This window comes from Oceanimonas aquatica (genome assembly GCF_030732065.1).
GTDB lineage: Bacteria > Pseudomonadota > Gammaproteobacteria > Enterobacterales > Aeromonadaceae > Oceanimonas.
Genome location: NZ_JAVBHX010000001.1, coordinates 330,547 through 353,384, shown reverse-complemented (window position 1 = coordinate 353,384; position 22,838 = coordinate 330,547). Strand labels below are relative to the sequence as shown.

Annotated in this window: 22 protein-coding genes; 9 read left to right on the top strand and 13 right to left on the bottom strand. The window is 62.8% G+C overall.

Features of this window, described 5'->3' with window-relative positions; all coding sequences use genetic code 11:
* Window positions 1-83: 83 nt before the first annotated feature.
* Entirely contained in the window at window positions 84-1,166 is a 1,083-nt protein-coding gene (locus Q9290_RS01655; protein ID WP_306077891.1) for a GGDEF domain-containing protein, read from the bottom strand.
* Between the two features lie 231 nt (window positions 1,167-1,397).
* Between Q9290_RS01655 and Q9290_RS01650 the strand changes: the two genes are divergently transcribed.
* The 4 genes from Q9290_RS01650 to Q9290_RS01635 are packed head-to-tail and all read left to right on the top strand — an operon-like array spanning window position 1,398 to window position 3,802.
* The gene (locus tag Q9290_RS01650; RefSeq protein WP_306077890.1) at window positions 1,398-1,748 is read left to right on the top strand and encodes an ArsC family reductase; all 351 of its coding nucleotides are present in this window, start codon (window positions 1,398-1,400) and stop codon (window positions 1,746-1,748) included.
* A gap of 20 nt (window positions 1,749-1,768) precedes the next feature.
* Window positions 1,769-2,902, top strand: coding sequence for a succinyl-diaminopimelate desuccinylase (dapE, locus tag Q9290_RS01645; RefSeq protein WP_306077889.1), 1,134 nt, complete (start codon window positions 1,769-1,771; stop codon window positions 2,900-2,902).
* Entirely contained in the window at window positions 2,899-3,558 is a 660-nt protein-coding gene (locus tag Q9290_RS01640; RefSeq protein WP_306077888.1) for a M15 family metallopeptidase, read from the top strand. Before dapE ends, Q9290_RS01640 begins: the two co-directional genes overlap by 4 nt.
* 10 nt (window positions 3,559-3,568) lie before the next feature.
* Window positions 3,569-3,802, top strand: a complete 234-nt coding sequence (locus Q9290_RS01635; RefSeq protein ID WP_306077887.1) for a hypothetical protein — start codon at window positions 3,569-3,571, stop codon at window positions 3,800-3,802.
* On the opposite strand, the gene Q9290_RS01630 is transcribed toward Q9290_RS01635, so the two are convergent.
* Both Q9290_RS01630 and bamC read right to left on the bottom strand, forming a co-directional pair.
* On the bottom strand, window positions 3,799-6,159 hold the full coding sequence (locus tag Q9290_RS01630; RefSeq protein ID WP_306077886.1) for a DNA polymerase II: 2,361 nt from the start codon (window positions 6,157-6,159) through the stop codon (window positions 3,799-3,801). The two genes, Q9290_RS01635 and Q9290_RS01630, sit on opposite strands and share 4 nt — an antisense overlap.
* A 74-nt stretch (window positions 6,160-6,233) precedes the next feature.
* Window positions 6,234-7,220 (bottom strand): outer membrane protein assembly factor BamC, encoded by a 987-nt coding sequence (gene bamC / locus Q9290_RS01625; RefSeq protein WP_306077885.1) that lies wholly within the window; start codon window positions 7,218-7,220, stop codon window positions 6,234-6,236.
* 173 nt (window positions 7,221-7,393) lie between these two features.
* Here bamC and Q9290_RS01620 point away from each other — a divergent pair, with 173 nt between their 5' ends.
* Window positions 7,394-7,942, top strand: a complete 549-nt coding sequence (locus tag Q9290_RS01620; RefSeq protein ID WP_306077884.1) for a glycine cleavage system transcriptional repressor — start codon at window positions 7,394-7,396, stop codon at window positions 7,940-7,942.
* The gene (bcp, locus tag Q9290_RS01615; protein WP_306077883.1) at window positions 7,939-8,406 is read left to right on the top strand and encodes a thioredoxin-dependent thiol peroxidase; all 468 of its coding nucleotides are present in this window, start codon (window positions 7,939-7,941) and stop codon (window positions 8,404-8,406) included. Before Q9290_RS01620 ends, bcp begins: the two co-directional genes overlap by 4 nt.
* A 342-nt stretch (window positions 8,407-8,748) precedes the next feature.
* Here bcp and Q9290_RS01610 read toward each other — a convergent pair whose 3' ends face one another.
* Window positions 8,749-9,165: a DUF6691 family protein gene (locus tag Q9290_RS01610; RefSeq protein WP_306077882.1), complete on the bottom strand. Its 417-nt coding sequence runs from the start codon at window positions 9,163-9,165 to the stop codon at window positions 8,749-8,751.
* 2 nt (window positions 9,166-9,167) lie between these two features.
* Entirely contained in the window at window positions 9,168-9,587 is a 420-nt protein-coding gene (locus Q9290_RS01605; RefSeq protein WP_306077881.1) for a YeeE/YedE family protein, read from the bottom strand.
* Window positions 9,588-9,753: 166 nt separating this feature from the next.
* Here Q9290_RS01605 and Q9290_RS01600 point away from each other — a divergent pair, with 166 nt between their 5' ends.
* On the top strand, window positions 9,754-12,711 hold the full coding sequence (locus tag Q9290_RS01600; RefSeq protein WP_306077880.1) for a sensor domain-containing phosphodiesterase: 2,958 nt from the start codon (window positions 9,754-9,756) through the stop codon (window positions 12,709-12,711).
* A gap of 15 nt (window positions 12,712-12,726) precedes the next feature.
* Here Q9290_RS01600 and Q9290_RS01595 read toward each other — a convergent pair whose 3' ends face one another.
* On the bottom strand, window positions 12,727-13,197 hold the full coding sequence (locus Q9290_RS01595; RefSeq protein WP_306077879.1) for a GlcG/HbpS family heme-binding protein: 471 nt from the start codon (window positions 13,195-13,197) through the stop codon (window positions 12,727-12,729).
* A 147-nt stretch (window positions 13,198-13,344) separates the two neighbouring features.
* On the opposite strand from Q9290_RS01595, the gene Q9290_RS01590 reads away from it, so the two are divergent.
* Window positions 13,345-14,019 (top strand): winged helix-turn-helix domain-containing protein, encoded by a 675-nt coding sequence (locus Q9290_RS01590; RefSeq protein WP_306077878.1) that lies wholly within the window; start codon window positions 13,345-13,347, stop codon window positions 14,017-14,019.
* On the top strand, window positions 14,000-15,331 hold the full coding sequence (locus tag Q9290_RS01585) for a sensor histidine kinase (RefSeq protein WP_306077877.1): 1,332 nt from the start codon (window positions 14,000-14,002) through the stop codon (window positions 15,329-15,331). Before Q9290_RS01590 ends, Q9290_RS01585 begins: the two co-directional genes overlap by 20 nt.
* On the opposite strand, the gene Q9290_RS01580 is transcribed toward Q9290_RS01585, so the two are convergent.
* From Q9290_RS01580 to Q9290_RS01550, 7 genes are all read right to left on the bottom strand, one after another.
* Window positions 15,328-16,251 (bottom strand): bile acid:sodium symporter, encoded by a 924-nt coding sequence (locus Q9290_RS01580; protein ID WP_306077876.1) that lies wholly within the window; start codon window positions 16,249-16,251, stop codon window positions 15,328-15,330. The genes Q9290_RS01585 and Q9290_RS01580 overlap by 4 nt on opposite strands.
* A 52-nt stretch (window positions 16,252-16,303) precedes the next feature.
* Window positions 16,304-17,086 carry a 2-keto-4-pentenoate hydratase gene (locus Q9290_RS01575; RefSeq protein WP_306077875.1) on the bottom strand — a complete coding sequence of 261 codons (783 nt, stop codon included), beginning with the start codon at window positions 17,084-17,086 and terminating at the stop codon, window positions 16,304-16,306.
* 13 nt (window positions 17,087-17,099) lie between these two features.
* On the bottom strand, window positions 17,100-18,512 hold the full coding sequence (locus tag Q9290_RS01570; RefSeq protein ID WP_306077874.1) for an amidase: 1,413 nt from the start codon (window positions 18,510-18,512) through the stop codon (window positions 17,100-17,102).
* Window positions 18,491-19,780 carry a TRAP transporter large permease gene (locus tag Q9290_RS01565; RefSeq protein ID WP_306077873.1) on the bottom strand — a complete coding sequence of 430 codons (1,290 nt, stop codon included), beginning with the start codon at window positions 19,778-19,780 and terminating at the stop codon, window positions 18,491-18,493. Before Q9290_RS01565 ends, Q9290_RS01570 begins: the two co-directional genes overlap by 22 nt.
* Window positions 19,777-20,388: a TRAP transporter small permease subunit gene (locus tag Q9290_RS01560; RefSeq protein ID WP_306077872.1), complete on the bottom strand. Its 612-nt coding sequence runs from the start codon at window positions 20,386-20,388 to the stop codon at window positions 19,777-19,779. The genes Q9290_RS01565 and Q9290_RS01560 overlap by 4 nt, the downstream gene beginning before the upstream one ends.
* Before the next feature lie 158 nt (window positions 20,389-20,546).
* Window positions 20,547-21,584 carry a TRAP transporter substrate-binding protein gene (locus Q9290_RS01555; protein ID WP_306077871.1) on the bottom strand — a complete coding sequence of 346 codons (1,038 nt, stop codon included), beginning with the start codon at window positions 21,582-21,584 and terminating at the stop codon, window positions 20,547-20,549.
* 70 nt (window positions 21,585-21,654) lie between these two features.
* Window positions 21,655-22,821, bottom strand: coding sequence for a pyridoxal-phosphate-dependent aminotransferase family protein (locus tag Q9290_RS01550; RefSeq protein ID WP_306077870.1), 1,167 nt, complete (start codon window positions 22,819-22,821; stop codon window positions 21,655-21,657).
* Window positions 22,822-22,838: the final 17 nt, after the last annotated feature.

Sequence of the window (22,838 nt, the reverse complement as noted above, 5' to 3'; positions counted from 1 at the left end):
TGATTTGAAATTGGTATACGGGGGCTTGGCACGCAGTATAAGCCAAGCCTCGTATACAAACCACCACTCGAAAGGCTTATTGATCAGGCCGCCGCCTGTACACAGTTTCGGCCGTTTCGCTTGGCGTCATACAGGGCCTCATCGGCCTGATTAAGCAATCCCTGCAGCTCGCTGTCGTGCTGTCCCTGCACCACGCCGGCGCTCAGGGTCACGGTAATTTCGCCGTCTCCCAAGGGGTTTTCCACCGGCTGGGACTCCACCGCCAGACGCAGGGTCTCGGCCTGGCGCAGGCCCTGGCTCAGACCGGTGTTGGGCAGCAGCACAATAAACTCTTCGCCACCATAGCGGGCCATGGTGGCCTCGGGGCCGAAAATGTCCCCCAGGGTATTGGCCACCCGCACCAGCACCTCGTCACCCATCAGGTGGCCGTGCTCGTCATTGATGCGCTTGAACTTGTCCAGATCGAACAAAATCAGGGTAAAGGGCGTGCCCTGACTTTCCCGCTGTACCTGCTCCAGCTGGCGCATAAACAGCCGGCGGTTCATCAGCCGGGTGAGCGGATCCCGAGTCGATTCCCGGTACAGATCCAGCAGCATGCGCAACTGGCCCGCCTGCACCCAGATCATGGCCAGACTGAAGCAGAGCAGCAGCCACAGCCGGTCCAGCAGAACGCCGTTGTACAGGCTTTGCCGGTCCAGCCAGTAGTCGGTGCCGAGCACCGCCAGGGTGACCACCAGTGCCACGCGCAGGCCGGATTTCACTGGCAGCGGCAGCACACTCAGCAGCGCCAGCAGAAAATAGGGAAAGGCAATATAGCCGATGGGAATGGGCGCGCCGTCGCGAAAACTCCACAGCCCCACCAGGTTAAAGGTGAGCAGAATGCCCAGCAGAAAATACAGCGAAGCCACCATCCAGCGCCGGTTGAGCTTGCACAGGTAACTGAGCGGCAAAAGCGGCGTGAGCATGGCGCCGGTGATCAGCCGGATTTTCCAGATCAGCTGAAAATGGGCCGGATCCAGCACCCACCAGTCCACCGCCACCCAGCCGGCAATGCCGATGATCAGCAGGGTCACCAGCCAGCGAAAACGAATGGCCACAAAGCCGATGCGAGTCAGTTTAAAATCGCTGGAGTGGTAACTGTCACTCCAGTATTCCTTGAGTTCCAAGCCTTTCCCCTTTTATTTTGAAGGCAAAGCGAATGAAATGCCGCGTAAATATAGTGTAAGGCCGAGCATCAAGACTTGGCCCGGTTGGCGGCTGCGACGGGAATTCAAAGTCGCTAACACTAACCAAAGCGGCGGTGATGCGCCAGCGGATTTTGTCGCGGCCCTGTCCCCGGTTGCAGCCCGGCACCTTAAGTGACAAAATTCCGGCCACCCTCCAGGAGCAACTGCATCATGACCGTCACTCTTTACGGCATCAAAAACTGCGACACCGTCAAAAAGGCCCGCAAATGGCTGGAGCAGGCGGGTGTCGACTACCGCTTTGTGGATCACCGTGCCGATGGCCTCGACCCCGAGCAACTGGCCCACTGGCTCGAGGTACTGGGTTGGGAGCAGCTACTCAACAAGCGGGGCACCACCTGGCGCGCCCTGAGCGATGACGACAAGGCCAGCCTGGGGCCCGACACCGCTGCCGCCCTGCTGCTGGCTCACCCGGCCATGATCAAGCGGCCGCTTTTGAATCTCGACGGCGAGCTGCATTTGGGGTTCAAGCCCGAGCTGTATGCCAGCCTGTTCAACCAATAAAAATAGAAGTAAGGAAACACATGACCGACTCTGCCGTGCTGGCTCTCACCAAGGAGCTGATCAACCGCCCCTCCGTCACCCCCGAAGACGAAGGCTGCCAGGAGCTGATGGGCGAACGGCTGGCCGCCCTGGGTTTCAAACTGGAAACCATGGTGTTTGAAGACACCACCAACCTCTGGGCTCGTCGTGGCACCGAAGGCCCGCTGTTCTGCTTTGCCGGCCACACCGATGTGGTGCCTCCCGGCCCGCTGGATCAGTGGCACACCCCGCCCTTTGAGGCCACCGAAATTGAAGGCTATCTGCACGGCCGTGGCGCCGCCGACATGAAAGGCTCGCTGGCCGCCATGGTGGTGGCCGCCGAGCGCTTTGTGGCCCGCTTTCCGGATCATCAGGGCTCCATCGCCTTTCTGATCACCAGCGACGAGGAAGGCCCCTTTATCAACGGCACCACCCGGGTGGTCGACACCCTGGAAGCCCGCAACGAAAAGATCACCTGGTGCCTGGTAGGCGAACCCTCGTCCACTCACGAGGTGGGCGACGTGGTCAAGAACGGCCGTCGCGGCTCGCTCACCGGCGATCTCACCGTCAAGGGTGTGCAGGGCCACGTGGCCTACCCGCACCTGGCCGACAACCCGGTGCACAAGGCCGCCCCAGCGCTGGGTGAACTGGCCGCCACCACCTGGGACAAGGGTAACGACTATTTTCCGCCCACCAGCTTTCAGATTGCCAATGTGCATGCCGGTACCGGTGCGTCCAACGTGATCCCGGGCGAGATGAAGGTGCAGTTCAACTTCCGTTTCAGCACCGAGCTGGATGAAGACAAGATCAAGGCCCGGGTGCACAGCATTCTCGATGCTCACGGCCTGGACTACCACATCGACTGGCTGCTGAACGGCAAGCCCTTCCTCACCGATACCGGTGATCTGCTCACCGCCACCGTGGGTGCGGTGCAGGCGGTGCGCCACCAGGAGCCGGCGCTGCTGACCACAGGAGGTACCTCCGACGGCCGATTTATCGCCCAGACCGGCGCTCAGGTCATTGAGCTGGGGCCGGTGAATGCCACCATTCACAAGCTGAATGAGTGCGTGAAAATCGCCGACCTGGAGCAGCTGGCCGACATGTACGAAGGCATTCTGGAGCGCCTGCTGGCATGATGTCCGCCTGCCTGCTGGGCCTCGACGAACGCCACCTGGTGCCGCTGGCCGAGCCGGGCCACCGGCTGCGGGCCGAAGCCCGGGAGGCCTTTGTGGCCCTGCAGGCGGCGGCAGCCGGCGCCGGTTTTAACCTGGCGCCGGCGTCGAGCTTTCGCGGTTTTGAGCGCCAGCTCGCCATCTGGAACGGCAAGTTCGACGGCAGCCGGCCACTGCTGGATGCGGACAGCCGGCCACAGGACGCACTCGCCTTGAGTGAGCCCGAGCGCATTCACGCCATTTTGCGCTGGAGCGCCCTGCCCGGCACCAGCCGCCACCACTGGGGCACGGATCTTGATATTTACGATCCTTCCCTGCTGCCCGCCGGCGGCAAGTTGCAGCTGGAGCCCTGGGAATATGAGCAAGGCGGGTATTTTTATCCGCTGAGCCAGTGGCTGAATACCCACATGCAGCGCTTTGGCTTTTACCTGCCCTATGCCGGGGCCCGGGGAGTTGGCGCCGAGCCCTGGCACCTGAGTTACCGCCCCCTGGCGCGGGAGTGTGAACATCAGTTGACGCCGGCGCTGCTGGCCAATGCCCTTGCCACCCGGCCAATATTGGGTAAAACGCATATCCTTAACATGCTGGACGACATTTTCGCCCGCTACATTTATCAATGAGGAAAACACCATGAGCGTCTGGCTCTGGATCGCCCTGCCCCTGCTGTTTCTGGTTGGCCTGTTTGTCAGTGCCCTCAAGGACACCAAGCAAATTGAGAAAAACGTCAAGAAAAACCGCGACAAAATGAAACTACGCGACTGGGAAGAGGAAGAAAAGCGCAACAAGGATGACTGGGGAGTGCCCCCGGGCAAGTATCACCCCGATGACGAGAAGAAAAACGGGGACAAGGGAGCAGGGAATTAAAACAACCCCAGCTGCTGGCCGGTGATCCCTTCAAACGTCAGCCCCACAAAGGGCAGAATGGCGTCCGCCACCGGCCTGAGCTGCTTGTCCACATAATGCTGGTAGTCGATGGTCGATTGCCGGTATTCCACTGGCTCCGGCCCGTTCACCGTGATCACATAGGCAATGACCCCCTTGCGCTGATAACGCAATGGCCGCCCCAGGCGGGCGTTGTGCTCGTCGGCCAGCCTGGCCGCCCGCACCTGGGGCGGCTGGGATTTCACATACTGGGCCAGAGGCCGGCGCAGCCGTTTGCGGTACACCAGCTGTTCATCCCGCTCACCGCCCAGGGTTTGCGCCAGGGTTTCCCGCACAAAGTCACTCGGGTCCTCATCGGCGAACACCAGCCGGTACAGCTCGGTCTGAAAGGCCCGCGCCAGTGGCGTCCAGTCGGAACGCACCGTTTCCAGCCCCTTGAACACCAGTTCATGCTCGCCGTTTTTGACCCGCAGGCCGGCGTAGCGCTTTTTTGACCCCTCTTCCCGGCCGCGAATGGTGGGCATTAAAAAGCGGGCGAAGTAGCTCTCAAACTGCAGCTCCAGATGGCTTTCCAGTTGCAGCTCCGTTTGCAGCCATTCCTGCCAGTGCCGGTTGACCAGCGCCGCCAGCCGCAGCCCTTCCCGGCTGGCCGACGCCTCGTCATGCTCTCCTGCCAGCAGTACGAACACCGAGTCGGTATCGCCGTAGATCACCTCGTGGCCCTCGGCTTCTATGCGGCGTGCGCTTCGCTGCATGATGTCGTGGCCGCGCAGGGTAATGGAGGACGCCAGTCGGGTATCGTAAAAGCGGCAGCCGCCGGAGCCGAGTACGCCGTAAAAAGAGTTCATCAGTATCTTGATGGCCTGGGAGCGCGGGCCGTCATTATCTCGCTTGGCCTGATCCCGCTCGCGCCACAGCCCGGCGATGATGTCGGGCAGAAAATGGTGAGTACGGGAAAAGCGCGCACCCCGGTAGCCGGGAATTGCATCGTTTTCTTCGGCGCCCAGCACCAGCCCGAGCGGGTCGATGCGAAAAGTGCGAATAATGGAGGGATACAGGCTTTTGAAGTCGAGTACCAGCACATGGCGATACAGCCCCGGGCGCGAGTCCATCACATAACCGCCGGGGCTCGCCAGGCCGCCGCCGGGCGGCAGGTTAGGCGCGGCAAAACCGGCCCGGTGCAGGTGCGGCAGATACACCTGCACAAAGGCCGCCACCGAGCCGCCGATGCGATCCAGCTCCAGCCCGGTGAGCTGGCTGCGCAAACGCAGAAAGTCGAGCACCCGCGTGTGTTCAAAAATGTCCCACACCAGGCGGCAGTCTTCCAGGTTATAGGCGGCCAGCTTCGGCTTATTAAAGTGAAAGTCGTGCATGATGGTGGCCAGCCGGTTGGCCACGTCTTCGGTGTGCTTGCCCCGGCCCAGCAGGGCCTGCGCCACCGATTCCAGGCTGAAACTGTCAAAGCTATAGCAGGCTGTCTTGAGCGCGTCGATACCGTCGATGGCCACCCGGCCCGGCAGGGTGACAAACACCTGCTCGGTGTGGGCCCGCTCGCGCAGAAAAGCGCCCTCGCCGCCCCGGCCCAGCCGCAGTTTCAGCCCGAGCAGCGCCGCCCGCTTCAGGATCAGCCGCAGATCAAAGGCCACCAGGTTCCAGCCAATCAGAATGTCGGGATCATGGTGGCTCAGTTCGCTTTCAAGGGCTTGCAACAGGGCCCGCTCGTCGGCTACCCAGCGAATGTCGGTATCGGTTCCGGTATCGGTGGCGGCGGGCTCGGGCTGGCCTACCATCAGCACTCGGGCCAGCCCCTCGCCATACAGGCCGATGGAGTAGAGCTCGCCCTGGCCCGAGCATTCAATATCCAGCGACAGCACCCGAAAGCGGGGTTGCCACTGGCCCTTGCGCAACCGGGCCTCGTCGACCTGCACGAAGCCATGCTGGGGCCGCGCCACGCCGGTAAATTCGGTGCTGCCACGAATAAAACGGCTCATGAGGTAACGCTCGTGGGGGCGAAAGTCGTGCTCCAGCACCTCAATGCCGTCGGCCTGAAGCCGCTGCACCGCCTGCAGCTGGTCGCTCATGGTGGTGAAATACAGCACCGCCAGGGGCTGTCGGGCCAGGCTTTGCAGACCGGGCTCGGCCCATTCAAACCCAAGCCCCGTCAGGGCCCGCTCCACCTGAGTACGGTCTGCCACCGGCACCATCAGCAGGGCGCGCTCGCCGCGCACCGTGAGCCGGGCCGGCCCATAAGGCGTGCATAACCAGTAATGAAGCTCGATGTGGCCGTGACGATCCCGGCTGTGGCGGGTCAGCACAAAGCCCTGCTGAATGGCGTTCATGAATAAAAGAATACCGGCATTAAACGAAAACAGCCCCGCCGGGCGGGGCTGTTAATGACTCAAGGCAAATACACTCAGCGAACCAGATCGGTGCGCGCAAAGGCCGGGGCAAGGGTGGCAGTCAGTTCGCTCAGTACCTCGGCGGGCACCGGCTCCCGGTCCTTGTTGCTCAGGCTCAGGCTGGTGCGTTCACCCAAATCGCCCAGCTGAATGCGGTATTCCTGCTCGGGAATATCAAGCGCCGGCAAGCCGAGATCCTGCCAGTCACCCTTACTCAGGCCGTCGAACTCCACGTCCACATAACCCAGCGCCTGCTGGCGGTTGCTGATGTCAAAACCCAGCCTGGGCAGCAGGGTGATCAGCCGCTTCCAGGTGCGGTCATATCCCTGACCGGCCAGCAACAGGCCCTGCTCGGCGTCGAGGGCCAGCTCAATGGGGCTTCTGTCGAGCAGTTCCTGCTGACGGCTCAGTTCACGCTGGTAAGACAGGGAAAAGGCATTGAGCATGGAGGCTTCGGCCCGCAGCCGGTCCTGGGCCAGGGCACCGGCACCCGCCGTGGCCTCTACCTGCACCGCCACGGCCCGGCGCACCGCGTCCGGCATCAGCTGCCAGCGAAACTGCTGTTTGGGTGCGCCAATGGCCTTGCCGCTGCTCTCAAAGCCGCCGGTCACGGCGTTGTAGTCGGCGTCGGTCTGCTCAAAAAACGCCGACAGCGCCCTGTTCAGCTCCTGCTCCAGGGGCTGATCCAGGCGCTGCTGGTAAAACCACAGGCCGCTGCCTTCACTCATGGCCTCGGAGCCCCGCACCAGCGGCAACACCTGGGTCGGCGGGCGAATGTCCAGCGCCTTGCCGGTGGCGCCCTGGGCCGTGCCTTTGGGGATCACGTATTCGGTATTGAAGCGCGGCGCCTGCAGTCCTTCCGGGATCAGCAGCGGCGCAGTACGCAGGGTTTCTTCCTCGTAGTCAAAGCCGCGATTGGCCTGACTGCGGGTTTCCGGATTGCTGCAGCCGGCCAGTACCGTCACGGCCAGCAGGCTCATCATCATTGTTTTTGCTTTCACGCTTTGGTTCATGCCCTAAAATTCGCTTCGGTAACGCGCCCCTTGCCTGCGAAACAAGGACAAAGGCGGTTATGCTTGTGGTGGCCCCTACCCTAATACAAGTCAGGCACTGGAGCCAACCGGCTTTTATGCTAACATGCCAGCTCTTTCCCTCAGCATTATTCGGACTGCCGATGACCCATCATCTCGTGGTGACCGCCATAGGCGAAAACAGAGCCGGCATCGTAAACGAAGTGGCCCGCCATGTTTCCGATTGCGGCTGTAACATCGTCGACAGCCGGCTGGGCATTTTCGGCAACGAGTTTACCTTTATTCTACTGTTGTCAGGCAGCTGGAATCAGATCACCCGGCTGGAAACCACCCTGCCCCTGTTCGGCCAGAGCCAGCAGTTAATCACCATGATGAAGCGTACTCAGGTGCTTAACCAGCCCAGCTATGTGCTGAGTGCCGATGCCGAGATTGTCCTCACCGACCGGCCCGGCATCGTCAACCGCTGCACCCAGTTTTTCAGCGACGCCGGCTGGGATATTCAGGCCATGCAGAACCAGACTCTGAGTGGGGAGCACAGCGGCAAATTCCAGGCTCACTTTCAGCTCAATCTGCCCGAGCAGCTCAATGACGATGAAGCCCGGATCATCTTTGAACAGTTGTGTGCCGAGCTGGAATGCGAACAACACAGCTTTCGTTTAAAACGCAAACCAACCACAGGAAACAGCAAATGACCTATCTGCAGGAAGGCAGCCAGGCTCCGGCCTTTACCCTTTGTGATCAGAACGGCCAGCGCGTCAGCCTGAACGACTTCAGCGGCAAGAAAGTACTGGTGTATTTCTACCCCAAGGCCATGACGCCTGGCTGCAAGGTGCAGGCCTGCGGCCTGCGCGACAGCCGTGCCGAGCTGGAAGCCCTCAACGTGGTGGTGCTGGGCATCAGCCCGGACCCGGTGACGCGGCTGAAAAAGTTTGAAGAAAAGGACGAGCTCAACTTCACCCTGCTGTCCGACGAAGACCACGCCGTGGCCGATGCCTTTGGCGTCTGGGGCCCGAAGAAGTTCATGGGCAAGGAATACGACGGCATTCACCGCATCAGCTTTCTTGTCGATGAGGCCGGCACCGTGGCCAAGGTGTTCAACAAGTTCAAGACCAAGGATCACCACGAGGTGGTGCTGGACTACCTGAAGCAGTTGTAAGCTAGCTCACTTCCCGGCTTCAGCCTGGCTGCAACTTTGTCGGACAAAGCGCACTGCTTCTCCGGCACGCCGTGAACCCCTCCCTGGGGCCTCCACTGCGCCATCCATGGCGCAGAGGGCTCGGCGAAGCAGACACACTTTGCCCTCCTGCATCAGCACCGAGTTGCCTGTTAGCCACTAACAGACAACTCTCCAGTTACACCAAGCAGCAGCGGGGTTTGCCGGAGCCGACCGTCACATGCCACGGATGGCATGTGCCGAGCGCCCCAAGGAGGGGCTTGCAGCGTGTCGGCGTAGCGCAACCGCGCTGCTGCTTGGCATTACGTTGGTTGAAGGCCCGCTTCAAGCCTTTTGCAGCCGCCCCACCAGCCAGAAGCCAATGATCATGGCGGCCACAAACAGGCCGGCCTGCCATTGCAGACTGCCCAGCAACCCCAGCGCCGGGCCCGGGCAGATGCCCGCCAGCCCCCACCCCATGCCAAACACCAGTGCCCCCAGCAGCAGCTTGCGGTCAAAGCGGGCCGGCGGCACCTTGGGCAATTCATCGCCCAGCACGCAACGGCCGCGCCCCTGTTTGCGCCACCACCAGTAACCAGGCGCAAACACCACCAGCGCCCCGCCCATCACCAGCACCAGGCTCGGATCCCACTGGCCGAACAGGTCGAGAAAGCCCAGCACCTTGGCCGGGTTCATCATCCCCGACACCAGCAGCCCGAGCCCGAACAGGGCACCCGACAGTAACGATACCAATATCAGCATGATCAGCCTCCCAGTCCGGTCAGGGCCACGGTGGCCATGCCCGCCGCAATAAACAGCAGGGTGGCCACCATGGAGCGGGGCGACAGCCGGCCCATGCCGCAAATACCATGGCCGCTGGTACAGCCGTTGCCAAGGCGAGTACCAATGCCCACCAGCAGTCCGGCCAGGGCCAGCCGCCAGGGCGAATAATGCTGCAGCGAGGCCGCCTCGGCCGCATTCAGCCCAAACAGCACCAACAGCACTGCCACCAGCCCCGCCACAAAGGCGAGCCGCCAGCCTTTATCGGGCTGGCTGCCAATACCGGCCACAATGCCACTGATGCCGGCAATACGCCCGCCCACCAGCAATAACAGCAGCGCCGCACTGCCGATCAACAGGCCGCCAACCAGGGCAGTCCAGGGAGTAAAATTGACAATGGTCATCACAGGCCTCCACGTTTGAGATCTGACTTATCATACAAGACACCATTAAATTAGAAAAGACTAATAAATAAAGCTGCGACACGCCCATTCGCAATGCTTTACAATATTTTTCATCAACTTCACCATAAAGCGGTTTTACGGCCCACAGTACAAGGACGCCCCCATCATGTCGTTGCCTGCGCTATTCCAGGCCCAGCACCGCCTGTGCTTTTTCAGGCTGGATCCGCAATACCGTCTGTATCCGCTGACGCCCCTGCCGGACGGGCTCAACGTATTCGACACCGACGCCCCCCTGCCCAACCGCCTGACCGATGATGATCGTCAACGCCTGGAGCAGGCCTGTCAGTCCGGCGAGGCCAGCTCGCTCGGGCTGAGCGTGGATGGCCACCGCTGGCAATGTCACCTGGCGCCGGTGGAGCACGGCCACTGGCTGCTCAGCGCCGATATCGGCCGGCAGGAAAGCCGTGACGATCGGGGGCTGATGGAATGGCAACTGCAGCGCCAGTGGGATCACGAGCAGGAGCAGGGCTCCGGCCAGCTGCCGGCGCTACTGGATATTCTGACCGGTCAGTTGCAGCCCGACCGCATTATTCTGTGGCGCCACTACGAGGCCGACGAGCTGTTGCGCCCCCTCTACAGCCAGGGGCTGCCCTTTGCCCTGCACCCGGTGCGCGCCGACCGCCGTTACCTGCGCACCCTGCACCAGCGCGGCGGGCTCAGCTTTGGCAACTGCGCCGAGCAGCCCCTGCTGAGCGCCTTTGATTACCTGGCCGCCGACGGCATTCGTCACCGGCTGGATGTGCCTCTGCCCTTTGCCAGGGGCCCCGGCGGCCTGCTCAGCCTGGAATACGCCCAGGCCCACGGCCCCATGTCGGCCACCGACATGCAGTTTGTCTCAACGCTGGCCACCCGCCTGGCAGACGCGCTGGAGCAGGCACCGGCCTTGCCGTCGCCCTCTCGCTGTGCCGACGACATCATGAACCAGCTGACGCCCTTGCTGTGCCGCCATACCGGGCAGGATTTTTTCAACCGACTGATGCTGCAGCTCGCCAGCCTCACCGGTGCCAGCATGGTGCTGGCCGGGCTGCAACACCAGCAGGCGGAGCAGGTACGGGTGATCGCCTGCCATCTCAGGGGAGAATTGTGCCCGCCGTTCAATTACGATCTGGCAGGCACGCCCTGCGCTTTTAGCCGGGAATCGCAGGAGCAGATCTGCATTCACGATGCCGGCATCACCGAGCGCTTTCCCGACGATGCCATGCTGACCGAGCACGACCTGCAGGCTTACGCCGGCCTTTCTCTCAGGGACACCGGCGGCCAGCCGCTTGGTGTGCTGGTGCTGCTGTTCGACCAGCCTCTGGCCAACAACAACGAAATAAAGACCCTGCTGTCACAGCTGGAGCCCAGGGTAGCCGCCGAGCTTCAGCACCGCCGGGATCAGGAACACCTGATGGTGGCCGCCGCCGCCTTTGAAACCCGGGAAGGCATTTTCATCGCCAACAGCCGCATGCAAATCCAGCGGGCCAACCGGGCCTTTGCCCGCATGTGCGGACTGGAGCCGGACAGCCTGGTGGGCATACCGGTGTTGTCGTTGCGGGATAAGGGCCCGGACACGGTGGATGTAGGAATGATCCTGCGGACGCTGCGCCATCAGGGCTGGTGGCAGGGCGAACAACGGCTGGCCCGGACCGATGGCCGCACCCTGCCGGTGAACCTGCGCATCAGCCAAATGCACGATGGCCTGGGCCTGTGCCATTACGTTTGTCACGCCGAGGATATTTCCGAGCAAAAGGCCAACCGTGAGCGCATCGAGAAAATGGCCTATTTCGACGAGCTCACCGGCCTGCACAACCGCCGCTTTATGGTGGATCACATCAGCCATACGGTGGCGCTGGCCGAGCACGAGTCCACTCGGGGTGCCCTGCTGCTGCTGGACCTCGACGACTTCAAGAACATCAACGACTCTCTCGGCTATGCCCTGGGCGACCAGTTGCTGATCCAGGTATCACAGCGACTGCAACAGTTCTGCGATCAGCACGATGACTTTAGCCTGGCGCGCATCGCCAGCGATGAGTTCGTGCTGCTGTGCCCGCGCCTGGGCCACGGCTACTCCGCGACCAAGACCCGCACCGAGCAGCTGGCCAAGGCCCTGAACGAGCTGTTTTCATTGCCTTTTGAGCTGAACGGCCTGCGCCTGCACCTGAGCATGAGCGCCGGCATCAGCCTGTTTCCGGCCACGGAGGTGGCACTGGAAGAATATTTGCGCCAGGCCGACACCGCTACTCACATGGCCAAGCGCATCGCGCCGGGCAGTCATGTGTTTTTCAGCCCGGAAATGGCGGAGGAGGTACAGGAGCGGCTGCAGTTGTCCAATGCCCTGCAGCTGGCGCTGAAAAACGAGGAGCTGCAGCTGCATTTTCAGCCTCAGGTGCGGCTGGACGATCAGGGTCTCACCGGCGTGGAAGCCCTGTTGCGCTGGCAGCCTGCGGGCCAGCCTCCGATTCCGCCCGGCCACTTTATTCCGGTGGCGGAAGAAACCTCGCTGATTTGCGATATCGGCAACTGGGTGCTGCAACAAGCCTGCGAGCACCTGCAACGCTGGCACCAGAGCGGTACCGGCCCTGGGCGGTTGTCGGTCAACATCAGTGCCCGCCACTTTCACAGCCCTGACTTTACCGCCCGGCTGGAAACCCTGTTGCAGCAGTTTCCCGCCTGCCGGCAGCGACTGACGCTGGAAGTGACCGAAAGCGTGATCCTGGAAAACCTCACCGAAAGCCGGGCCCGCATGACTCGGCTGAAAGAGCTGGGACTGGGGCTGTCCATCGACGATTTCGGCACCGGCTATTCCTCCTTCGCCTACCTGAAGGAACTGCCGGTGGACGAACTCAAGCTCGACCGGACCTTTATTCGCCATGTGGATGATGCACCAAAAGACAGGGCCATTATCGCCTGCATACTGCAACTGGCCCGGGAACTGAAACTGGCGGTGGTGGCGGAAGGGGTGGAAACCGAGACCCAGCGTAGCCAGCTGCTGGCGCTCGGCTGCCCGGCCTGCCAGGGCTTTCTCATGGCCCGGCCCATGCCGGAAGCGGCGCTGCTGGCATGGCTGAGCGGCCAGGCATAGGCCGCCCCACCAACATTACTTGAGTACTGCCTTGAGCGCCGCCTCGGCACAGGCCTGATCCAGGTGGCCGCCGGGGGCGCCGCCAATGCCAATGCCACCCACCAGCTGGTCGTTCACGCGAATGGGCAGACCACCGCCCAGGATCAGTATGTCCGGGTGCATTTCCCGAAGACCGGAGATCGCCGGCTTGTCGGCAATGTTATTGGCCAGATCGGCGGTCACCACACCCATGGAGGCGGAGGTAAAGGCCTTTTTGCGGGCGCTTTCAAGGGTATGCGGGCCGGCGTTCTCATGGCGCCCAAGGGCCTTGAGGGCACCGCTGCGATCCACCACCGCCACGGTCACGTTATAACCGTCGTTGGCGCATTGACCGATGCCTTCGCTCACCAGCTTGATGGCGGTGTCGGTGGTCAGTACCGGTGTATTCACGGTCTGGGCCTGAGCTCCCAGGCTGGCCAGGGCCAGAACGGCAAGCAGTTTTTTCATGACGCATCTCCTTGTAAATGACCCTGTCACTATAGCCAGCCTGCCTTGCCCGCACCTTGCCGTTGCATTACAGAATGGAAAGGTTCATGGCCTCCACCCTTGATGCCGGTACAATATTTACCATATCAATTACGGAGAACCCCGGCCATGGAGCTGTTGCTGGTTGAAGATGACGCCAAGATTGCCGCCTTTCTTGTCCGCGGCCTGACCGAGCAGGGCTACCGGGTGCAGCACTGCAGCCAGGCCGAAGACGCCGCGCCCCTCGCACTGGAGCAGCCCCCGGCCCTCGCCATTGTCGATATCATGCTGCCGGGTCGGGATGGCTTGTCGCTGGTACAAGACTGGCGCGGCCAGGGCGCCGGCTTTCCCATTCTGCTGCTCAGTGCCCGCCGCTCGGTGGACGACCGGGTGCAGGGGCTGCGTCTCGGCGGTGACGACTACCTGACCAAACCCTTTGCCTTCAGCGAGCTGCTGGCGCGCATCGAAGTACTGCTGCGCCGGCACCAGCCGGCAGTGGCGCAGGATCTGCAGCAACTGGCGGATCTGCGCCTGGACCCTTCACGCAAGCTGGCTTGGCGGGGCGAGCACAAGCTGGCCCTGCAACCCAGAGAGCTGGTGCTGCTGGAGCTGCTGCTGCGCCAGCAGGGCCGGGTGGTGTCTCGCACCCAGATCCTGGAGCGAGTGTGGGATTACCGCTTTGATCCCCAGACCAACGTGGTGGACGTGCTGGTGTGCCGGCTGCGTAACAAAATCGACAAGGGCCAGACTCAAAAACTGCTGCATACCCTGAGAGGCATTGGTTATGTCCTGCGTGCCGATTAAGCCCCGCTTTACCACCGGCCTGACCCTCACCCTCTGGTACCTGGTGCTGATGACCCTGGTCACCGGCGGCCTGCTGCTGGCCGGGGATCACCTGCTGGGCAAGCGCCTGCTCGACAAGGACCGGCAACTGGTGGCCACCCTGCTCGACAACTACCAGCGCATCAGCAACGACGCCGGCCCCGACAAGCTGCTGCATGTGCTGGAGCGGGATCGGGAATTTCTGCTGCTGAGCCATTACCGGGTGCGCTTCAGCGATCCGAACCAGCAGCCCCTGTTCAGCGCCGGCCCGGCCCTGCCCGCCAATATGGACGGCCAGCTCAGTGACGGCAGCTGGCATCAGGGCCGCACCCTTGGGGGCTACCGGCTGCAGGTGGCGCTGTCGTCCGGCCCCCGCCAGCAGGATCTGGCCCGTTACCGCCAGACCATGCTGCAACTGCTGCTGCCCATGCTGCTGATAAGCCTGGGGCTGGTGGCCTGGCTGACCCGGCGCACCCTGCGCCCCATTCGGGCGCTGATCCACCGCATCGGCAGCCTGCAACGGGACGGCCTTGATCGCCCGGTGCCGCAGACCGCTTCCAAGCATACCGAGCTGGGCCAGCTGACCCTGCTGTTTAACCAGCAGATGGCGCGCATTCACCGGCTGGTAAGCGGACTGCGCCACGCCCTCGACAGCGCCGCCCACGATCTGCGCACGCCGCTGACCCGCCAGCGCCTCAGTATGGAGCAGGCATTGGCAAGCAGCGAGCCACAGCACTGGTACGACAGCCTGCTCGACTGCGCCGAGGAAAACCAGCGCATGCAAACCCAGCTCGATTACCTGCTGGCGATCACCGCCGCCGAGCAGGGGCTGGATCCAGCCCGGCTTGAGCCCTGCGAACTGGGCCGCTTGCTGGAGGAAGTGGCCGAACTCTATGAGCTGGCCGCCGAGGACAAGGACATCAGCCTTGTCACCGAGCTGGCGCCAGGGTTGCGCATTCAGGGCGATCCCCAGGCCCTGCGCCAGGCCTTTGCCAATCTGCTCGACAACGCCATCAAATACACGGAAGTGGGAGGCCGGGTGCGGCTGAGTGCCAGACGCAACCGGCAACGCATTGAAGTGGTGGTCGAAGACAGCGGCATCGGCATCAGCGACACCGATCTGCCCCATATCCTTGAACGCCTGTACCGGGGCGATCACAGCCGCCACAGTCCGGGGCATGGTCTGGGGCTGGCCCTGGTAAAAGCCATTCTCGACGGTCACCAGGCGCCCATTGAGGTGACATCGGGTCGCGGGTCGACCCGGTTTTGCTGTACCTTCAGCGCCGAGGGTTAAGCCTCGGCACGGGCCAGGGCCGCCGTGCGTGCTGCAATGCGCGACGCCAGCAGGGAGTCGGCCAGCATGTGCAGAAAGTGAAACACCAGGCAGGCCACCACCGCCAGCCCGCCGGCGGCGTTCATGGCCACCAGCACACTGACCGCCACCGGCGTGGTTTTCTGGGCAGCGGTAAACATCAGCGCCAGCCGCGCCGGACGGGCCAGACCGCTGCCCGCCAGCCGGCACAGCAGCAACAACAGGCCGTGCAGCAGCAGCGACCAGGCCGCCAGCGCCAGTAAGTCCGCCCCTTCCAGGGCCAGCAAGGCGGCCCGGCTGGTCGACAGGGTGATCCAGGCGGTGGTCACCACGCTCAGGGTGGGCACCAGGGTCATCCAGCGGTGCACCACTCTGGCCCCCAGCACCAACCGCAGCAAAATACCCAGCACAAAGGGCAGCAGCACCATCAACGACAGCTTGTGCAGCAAGGGCCAGGGCGACAGCTCACCACTGCTGCCAATCAGCAGGCTGAGCATCAGCGGTATGGTGACAATACCCAGCAGGTTCAGCCCCAGGGTCATGAACAACGACCACTGGGCGTTGCCGCCGCTGAGCCGGGTCAGCACCACGCAGGATGACAGCGTCGGCGGCACCACCGACACCACCAGCAGCCCCAGCGCCAGCCCGGGCGCCAGGCCGCTGTAATAATACAGCAGTGCCCCCAGCAGCGGCGACAGCAACAGGCTTATCACTAAGGCCAGCCCGAATACCCGGCCAAAACCCGCTTCGGGCCTGAGCTCACGCACCTGGGTCTGCAGGCCGTTGACCAGAAAGATCACCGCCACCAGCCAGGGCAGCGGCTGCCACTGGGCCAGCCAGACACCGGGGCCCGGCAGCAGCAATGCCAGAATAATGGCGGCACACAGGCCGCCGGGAAGCAACCAGGCGATGATAACCTCCTTACCGGGCCAACCCGGCGCCTGTTAAATCACCTTATGCGATAGTCAGCGCAACCTCGCCGATACCGGGGAACACCGCGTTGATCTCGGCACCGCGCTCAATGAACTTCATGCCGGTCCAGCTGCCGGTGGTGATCAGATCGCCGGGCTGAAGCCCTTGATTGCGCGCCACCAGATGATTCAATGCCCAGGTCAGCAGCAGGGTAGGATCGCTCAGCGGATGGCCGCCGCGCTTGTCCGCCAGCACCTCGCCGTTGACGGTCAGCTGCACCGGCTGCAGCGCCAGATCCCGGCCCTGCCAGTCGCTGATGCCGCTACCCACCACCAGGCCGCCGCTGATCTGGTTATCGGCCAGCCGCCACAGGGCACTGGTATGCTGCCATTGCTGCAGCCGGGTATCCACCAGCTCCAGGGTCACGCACATTTCTCCCAGGGCCGCGCGTACTTCCTGCTCACTGTAGGCCTCGGCCCTTACCGGAAGCGGCTGCGTTACCCGAAACGCCAGCTCCGCCTCAATGCCGATCATATGAAAGGCGCAGCCCTTCAGGGTCACGCCGCTGTCATACACCTTTTGGGGCGGAATGGGCGCGCTGTAGGGCTCGGTGTCCCGGTTGGGGGCACCCACCTTCCAGCAGTGGGTGCGGCTTGCCGGCCACAGGTGGCGGGCCACGCCATCCTGAATGGCGTAGGCCTGCTCCACGGTTTGCGGGCCGTCGCCGGCCTCGAACTGCTTTCCGCTCTCGTAGGCGGCCAGTACCCGGGCCACCGCTTCCTGTACCTGTTGTTGTTGAGTTTGTTGTTGTGCTTGTTGTTCCATGGTGCTCATCCTGTTATTTCGTTTCTGCCAGCGCCGGCCACTGCCAGCCCGGTTGTTGCTGTTCATATTCCGCCGCCAGCCGCAGCAGCAGCTCATCCTGACCCATGGCCGCCACCAGCTGAAAGCCGATGGGCAGGCCGTCCGCCGACGGCGCCGCCGGCAGGTTGATGGCCGGGTGACCACTGGCGTTCACCCAGCCGGTATAGATGGCATGGCCACGCGGGCCCACCGGCTGACCGTTGATCTCAACCGGGTAAGGCTGCTCCGCCGGCCAGGGCAGGGCCGCCGCCGACGGCGTCATAATGATGTCGACCTCTTCAAAGGCCTCGGCCACGGTACGGCGAAACCCGCGAATGCCGTCCAGGCCGCACAGGTAATCGGTGGCCGACAGCTGCCGGCCCTGCTCGGCCATGTCGCGAAAGCGCTCGGCGGCCTCGGGCTCGGTCTCGGGAAAGGCGTGGAAAATGGCCGCCACTGCGGTGACTCCCAGCATGGGCCAGAAGCGGTCCACCGGCTCAAAGGAGAACGGCAGCTCCCCTTGGGTTACCCGGTGGCCCTGGCGCTCAAACACCGCCAGCGCTCGCTCCACGTTCTCGGCGATCTCGGCATTCAGGGGCTGCTCGCCGAAACGGGGCACATAGTGAATACGCAACTTGCCGGCCGGTGCCTCGGAGTGAGTGCGCCAGGAAGCGGGATCCCGCCGGTCCGGTCCGGCGATAATGCGGTACAGGGCCTCGGCATCAGCGGCGCTGCGGGCCAGTGGCCCCACCACTTCAAAGTCGAGCATCACCTGGGGCAGGCTGCCGGCCCGGGCCACGGCGCCGATGGAAGGCTTGAGCCCCACCAGGCCGGTATGGGACGCCGGCCGGCGAATGGAGCCACCGCCGTCGGTGCCCAGCGCCAGCGGCGCCAGCCCCGCAGCCACACTCGCCACCGCGCCGCCGCTGGAGCCGCCCGGGGTCAGACCCGGGTTCCAGGGGTTGCGGGTCACACCGAACAAGGGGTTGTCGGTATACCCCTCCAGGGTGAACTCGGGCACATTGGTCTTGCCGAGTATCACCAGGCCCGCGGCCCGGCAGCGGGCCACCGCCAGCTCTTCCTCGTGAGCAATGTTGCCGGCCAGGGCCAGGTTGCCCCAGGTGGTGGCCAGGCCACGCACGTTGAGGTGATCCTTGACCGTCAGCGGCACACCATCAAGGGCGCTCAACGGCCGGCCTTCGGCCCACCGCCTAGTGGCGGCGGCGGCCTCCTCACTGGCCGCCGGGTTTATCGTTATCAGGGCGTTGAGTTCGGGGTTGAGCCGGGCGATACGCTCGCCCAGCGCGTCGACCACCGCCAGCGGGGTCAGGGTGCTGGCGGCATACGCCGCCGCCAGCTCCAGGGCGCCGAGGCGCCAGCTTTGGGTTACATCATGTTGGGCAGCCACAGGGCGATCTCCGGGAAGGTCATCAGACTGAAGGTAAACAGCATCATGATCAGGATGAACGGCACCACGCCCCACATCACATCACTGATGTTGCCACCGTCCTTGCGTACACTCTGTACCACGAACAGGTTCATGCCCACCGGCGGAGTGATCAGCGCCAGCTCACACATCAGCACTACGAACACGCCGTACCAGATGGGGTCCACACCCAAAGCGGTCACGATGGGATAGGTGATGGGAATGGTCAGCACCTGCATCGACAACACGTCCATGAACATACCGAGTGCCAGGTAGAACAGGATGAGGATGAGCAACAGACCGGTGGCACTGAGGCCAAAGGAGGTTACCCAGGCGGTCAGTTCGTCCACCACGCCGGTGAGGCTGATGGTGAGGTTAAGCACAAAGGCGGCGGTGATGATGAGCAGGATCATGCCGGTAATGCGCGCGGTCTGCACAAAACATTCCTGCAGGAAATTCAGTGACAGCCGGCCGGAGCGCCAGGCAAACCAGAGGGCGGTCATCACGCCCAGGGCAGCCGACTCGGTGGCGGTGGCCAGGCCGCTGTAGATGCTGCCCATGACGATACCGAATACCACCGCAGGCGGGATCAGGTGGCGGGACAGACGCAGCTTCTCGGACAGCGGCAGTTTTTCTTCACGAATGCTGCCCTTGCCGCGGTTGGCAAAGCCGATATACACCATGAACAGCAGGCTCAGCATGACGCCGGGAATAAGCCCCGCCATAAACAGCTTGCCGATGGAGTTGTTGGTGAGCGAGCCGTAGATCAGCATATTGACGCTGGGCGGAATAAGGATCCCTAAGGTGCCACCGGCCGCCAGGCTGCCCAGGGACTGACGCATGGAGTACTTGCGTTCCTGCAGCGACGGCAGCGCTACTGTACCTATGGTGGCGGCGGTGGCCACCGAGGAGCCGGAGGTGGCGGCAAACAGGGCACAGGAGCCGATGTTGGTGTGCAGCAGGCCACCGGGCAACCGGCCCAGCCAGGCCGACATGGACAGGAACATCTTGTCGGCGATGCCGCTGCGCAGCAGCAGCTCACCCAGCAGAATGAACAGCGGAATGGCGGTCAGCAACGCTTCGTTGTGCACACTCCAGACCACGGAACCGATAGAATCCATAAAGGTCCAGTCGAACACCATGATGCCGCCAATCACCCCAATCAGGGCCATGGCCACGGCGATGGGCACCCCCAGCAGCAGCATGCCGAGCATGGCGAAAAAGCCGATAAAAACGGTGGTTACAGTCATTGTGCACCCTCCCCGGCCAGTTTTGGCGCCACGGTGTTTTGATCCTGTTGCTGCTGGCGCTGGGCAAAGTCGGCCAGCTCTTCCTTCAGCTCTTCACTTACCCCTTTGGGGTTAAACTCATTGTTCAGTGTCTGGTGCCGGCCGGTTGCCAGCAGCCAGGTGGCACGCAGGCCATAGCCCAGTGCTACCAGGGCAAATACCGCCAGGCCCGCCATCCAGACACTCTGGGGATAAATCAGCGGCGTCGCCCAGGGCGTCTGGGAGGTGCTGCCGTAATCCATGGTTTCGCGCACCACATTCAGACAGACCCAGGCCAGGAACAGACCCAGACCGCTCATAAACATGGCGGAAAGCCAGTTCAGCACGCTCTGCAGACCCTTTGGCAGCCGCTCATGAAAAATGTCGATGCGCATGTGCGCACGGCCAAACAGGGCGATGGTAAACGCCAGAGTGGCGCCCACGGCCAGGGCGTAACCGCTCAGCTCATCGACCCCCTGCAACGATATCTTGAAAAACTTGCGCAGCAGGGTTTCTACCGCAATCATCAGCGACAACAGCAGAAACATGCCGCCAAATACCAGGCTGGTCAGTTGCTCTATTCGCTTCATGTCAACGTCTCCTTGTAGCCGGCTGCAAGGGGCTGTTGCCACCTTGCTTGCCGGGCGTGGTGTCGGCGACCACCGGGCTTGCCTGCCCGCACCGCCAACCGGTCCACTTTTAGTGTCATTCTGACAACAACGCCGGCATCTGCCGGCGTTGAGGTTGGTTACAGGCCCACGATATCCTTCAGGTCCCGTTTCCAGTTGGCAGAGCAGTCAGGGTTTGACTTGTCGCACTGCTCGGCCCAGGTCGGGTAGGACACCTGAGTCACTGTGCTGGCCACGGTGGCCAGGTCGGCTTCGTTCACCGGCACTTCCACCAGGTTGAAGGACTTGCCGGTTTCACAGGGCTGCTCACCCACGTTACAGCGGCTGGCATCCAGGAACAGCTCTTCCGAGTAGCTCCAGATTTCCTCATTCAGCTCGTCAAAGGCGGCCTGCAGGGTCTGCTGCTGCGCTTCATCCAGCTTGTTCCAGGCCTTGAGGTTGATGCCGTAGCCGTTCAGCGCCAGCTGGAAACCCAGGGGCAGCATGTGGGTGGTCACTTCCGGCCAGCCCGCGGAGTTGGCGGAACTGGGGCCGGTAATGGCACACTCAATCATGCCCAGCGCCAGACTCTGGTGCACATCACCAAAGGCCACCGGCACCGGCACACCGCCCACGGATTCCACAAACTGGGCCAGGTTCTGGTCATACACCCGTACCTTCAGGCCCTTGACGTCTTCCAGGCCGTTGATGGGGTGGTTACAGAACAGCACCTGAGGGCCAAAGGGCCATACGCCCAGCAGCTTGGTGTTGAAGCGCTCCTGCAGACGCTGATCCACGGTGTCCTTGTAGGCGGCCACCACCTTGCGGCCCTGCTCGAAGTCCGGGTTCAGACCCACCAGATCCAGACCCAGAATGGTGGGCTCATCCCGGGAAATCTGGGACATGCGCAGGGAGATCAGGTCAAACAGGCCGGATTTCAGTACCCGCAGTTGTTCCACGTCCTTGATGCCGGTGGTATCGAGGGGCTTATAGTTGACCTTGAGCGGCAGGCCGGTCTTTTCGGCCAGGTTTTCAAAAAACGGCTGTTCCTTGTTTTTCTGGATCAGACCGGTCGCCAGCGGCTGACCAATGACCTTGAGGTTGATGGTTTCGGCCAGGGCCGGAGTGGACGCCAGAACACTGCCCAGCAGGGTGGATACGATCAGTTTTCTCATCATGAGGTTGTCCTTCCTTGAATATGCTAATTGCATGAACAGGTGACCCACACGCCGCGGGCCACCGAAATCCTTAGTGGTCGGCCAGAAAACGCATGGCGGCCTGTACACCGCCCTGACTGTGGGGCACGCCCGCCGCCACCAGCCCCATCTCGACGCCGGCCAGGGTGCCGAGCAGGGTGAGGTCATTGATGTCGCCCAGGTGACCGATGCGGAACACCCGGCCCTTGAGCTTGCCAAGACCCGCGCCCAGCGACATGTCGAAGCGATCCAGAATGACCTTGCGCAGGGCGTCGGCGTCGTGACCTTCCGGCAGCAGTACCGTGGTCAGTACCGGGCTGTATTCCTCGGGGTTAAGGCACAGCACTTCCAGGCCCCAGGCCTGTACCGCCCGGCGGGTGGCCTCGGCATGGCGCTGGTGACGGGCAAAGACGTTATCCAGCCCCTCCTCTTCCAGCATGACGATGGCTTCCTTCAGGCCATAGAGCAGGTTGGTGGCGGGCGTGTAGGGAAAATAACCGGTGGCGTTGCCCGCCAGCATGGACGCCCAGTCCCAGTAGGATTTCGGCAGTCTGGCCTGCTTGCTGCGGGCCAGGGCCTTGTCGCTCAGGGCATTGAAGCTGATGCCGGGGGGCAGCATCAGGCCTTTTTGCGAGCCGGACACGGTGACATCCACGCCCCATTCATCGTGCTTGTATTCGGCTGAGGCCAGACCCGAAATGGTGTCCACCATAAACAGCGCCGGATGGCCGGTGCCGTTGATGGCACGGCGAATATCGGCAATACGGCTGGTGACGCCAGTAGAGGTTTCGTTGTGCACCACGCACACTGCCTGAATGTGATGCTCGGTGTCCTGGCTCAGGCGCTCGGCAATGGCTTCCGGGCTGGCGCCGTGGCGCCAGTCGCCGGGCAGAAATTCCACTTCCACGCCCAAACGAGTGGCCAGCTCATGCCAGAGGGTGGCAAACTGACCGGTTTCACACATCAGTACCCGGTCGCCGGGGCTCAGGGTGTTGACCAGCGCCGCTTCCCAGGCGCCGGTGCCGGAGGCGGGATAAATCACCACCGGGCTGTCGGTCTGGAAAATGCGCTTGATGCCGGCCAGCACATCGCGACCCAGCTCACCGAACTCCGGCCCGCGGTGATCGATCACCGCTTGTGACATGGCGCGAACCAGACGCTCCGGTACCGGTGAGGGGCCCGGGATCTGCAGAAAATGACGCCCGCTTTTGTATGACATATTCACTCCTTGAACTG

Coding starts and splice junctions, on each gene's coding strand:
- Q9290_RS01585 (WP_306077877.1), top strand. CDS start 14,000: ATGTCCTGCGTGCCGATTAAGCCCCGCTTTACCACCGGCCTGACCCTC.
- bcp (WP_306077883.1), top strand. CDS start 7,939: ATGACCTATCTGCAGGAAGGCAGCCAGGCTCCGGCCTTTACCCTTTGT.
- Q9290_RS01555 (WP_306077871.1), bottom strand. CDS start 21,584: ATGATGAGAAAACTGATCGTATCCACCCTGCTGGGCAGTGTTCTGGCG.
- Q9290_RS01630 (WP_306077886.1), bottom strand. CDS start 6,159: ATGAACGCCATTCAGCAGGGCTTTGTGCTGACCCGCCACAGCCGGGAT.
- Q9290_RS01600 (WP_306077880.1), top strand. CDS start 9,754: ATGTCGTTGCCTGCGCTATTCCAGGCCCAGCACCGCCTGTGCTTTTTC.
- Q9290_RS01635 (WP_306077887.1), top strand. CDS start 3,569: ATGAGCGTCTGGCTCTGGATCGCCCTGCCCCTGCTGTTTCTGGTTGGC.
- Q9290_RS01650 (WP_306077890.1), top strand. CDS start 1,398: ATGACCGTCACTCTTTACGGCATCAAAAACTGCGACACCGTCAAAAAG.
- Q9290_RS01610 (WP_306077882.1), bottom strand. CDS start 9,165: ATGCTGATATTGGTATCGTTACTGTCGGGTGCCCTGTTCGGGCTCGGG.
- Q9290_RS01640 (WP_306077888.1), top strand. CDS start 2,899: ATGATGTCCGCCTGCCTGCTGGGCCTCGACGAACGCCACCTGGTGCCG.
- Q9290_RS01605 (WP_306077881.1), bottom strand. CDS start 9,587: ATGACCATTGTCAATTTTACTCCCTGGACTGCCCTGGTTGGCGGCCTG.
- Q9290_RS01565 (WP_306077873.1), bottom strand. CDS start 19,780: ATGACTGTAACCACCGTTTTTATCGGCTTTTTCGCCATGCTCGGCATG.
- Q9290_RS01590 (WP_306077878.1), top strand. CDS start 13,345: ATGGAGCTGTTGCTGGTTGAAGATGACGCCAAGATTGCCGCCTTTCTT.
- dapE (WP_306077889.1), top strand. CDS start 1,769: ATGACCGACTCTGCCGTGCTGGCTCTCACCAAGGAGCTGATCAACCGC.
- Q9290_RS01620 (WP_306077884.1), top strand. CDS start 7,394: ATGACCCATCATCTCGTGGTGACCGCCATAGGCGAAAACAGAGCCGGC.
- Q9290_RS01575 (WP_306077875.1), bottom strand. CDS start 17,086: ATGGAACAACAAGCACAACAACAAACTCAACAACAACAGGTACAGGAA.
- Q9290_RS01560 (WP_306077872.1), bottom strand. CDS start 20,388: ATGAAGCGAATAGAGCAACTGACCAGCCTGGTATTTGGCGGCATGTTT.
- Q9290_RS01550 (WP_306077870.1), bottom strand. CDS start 22,821: ATGTCATACAAAAGCGGGCGTCATTTTCTGCAGATCCCGGGCCCCTCA.
- Q9290_RS01595 (WP_306077879.1), bottom strand. CDS start 13,197: ATGAAAAAACTGCTTGCCGTTCTGGCCCTGGCCAGCCTGGGAGCTCAG.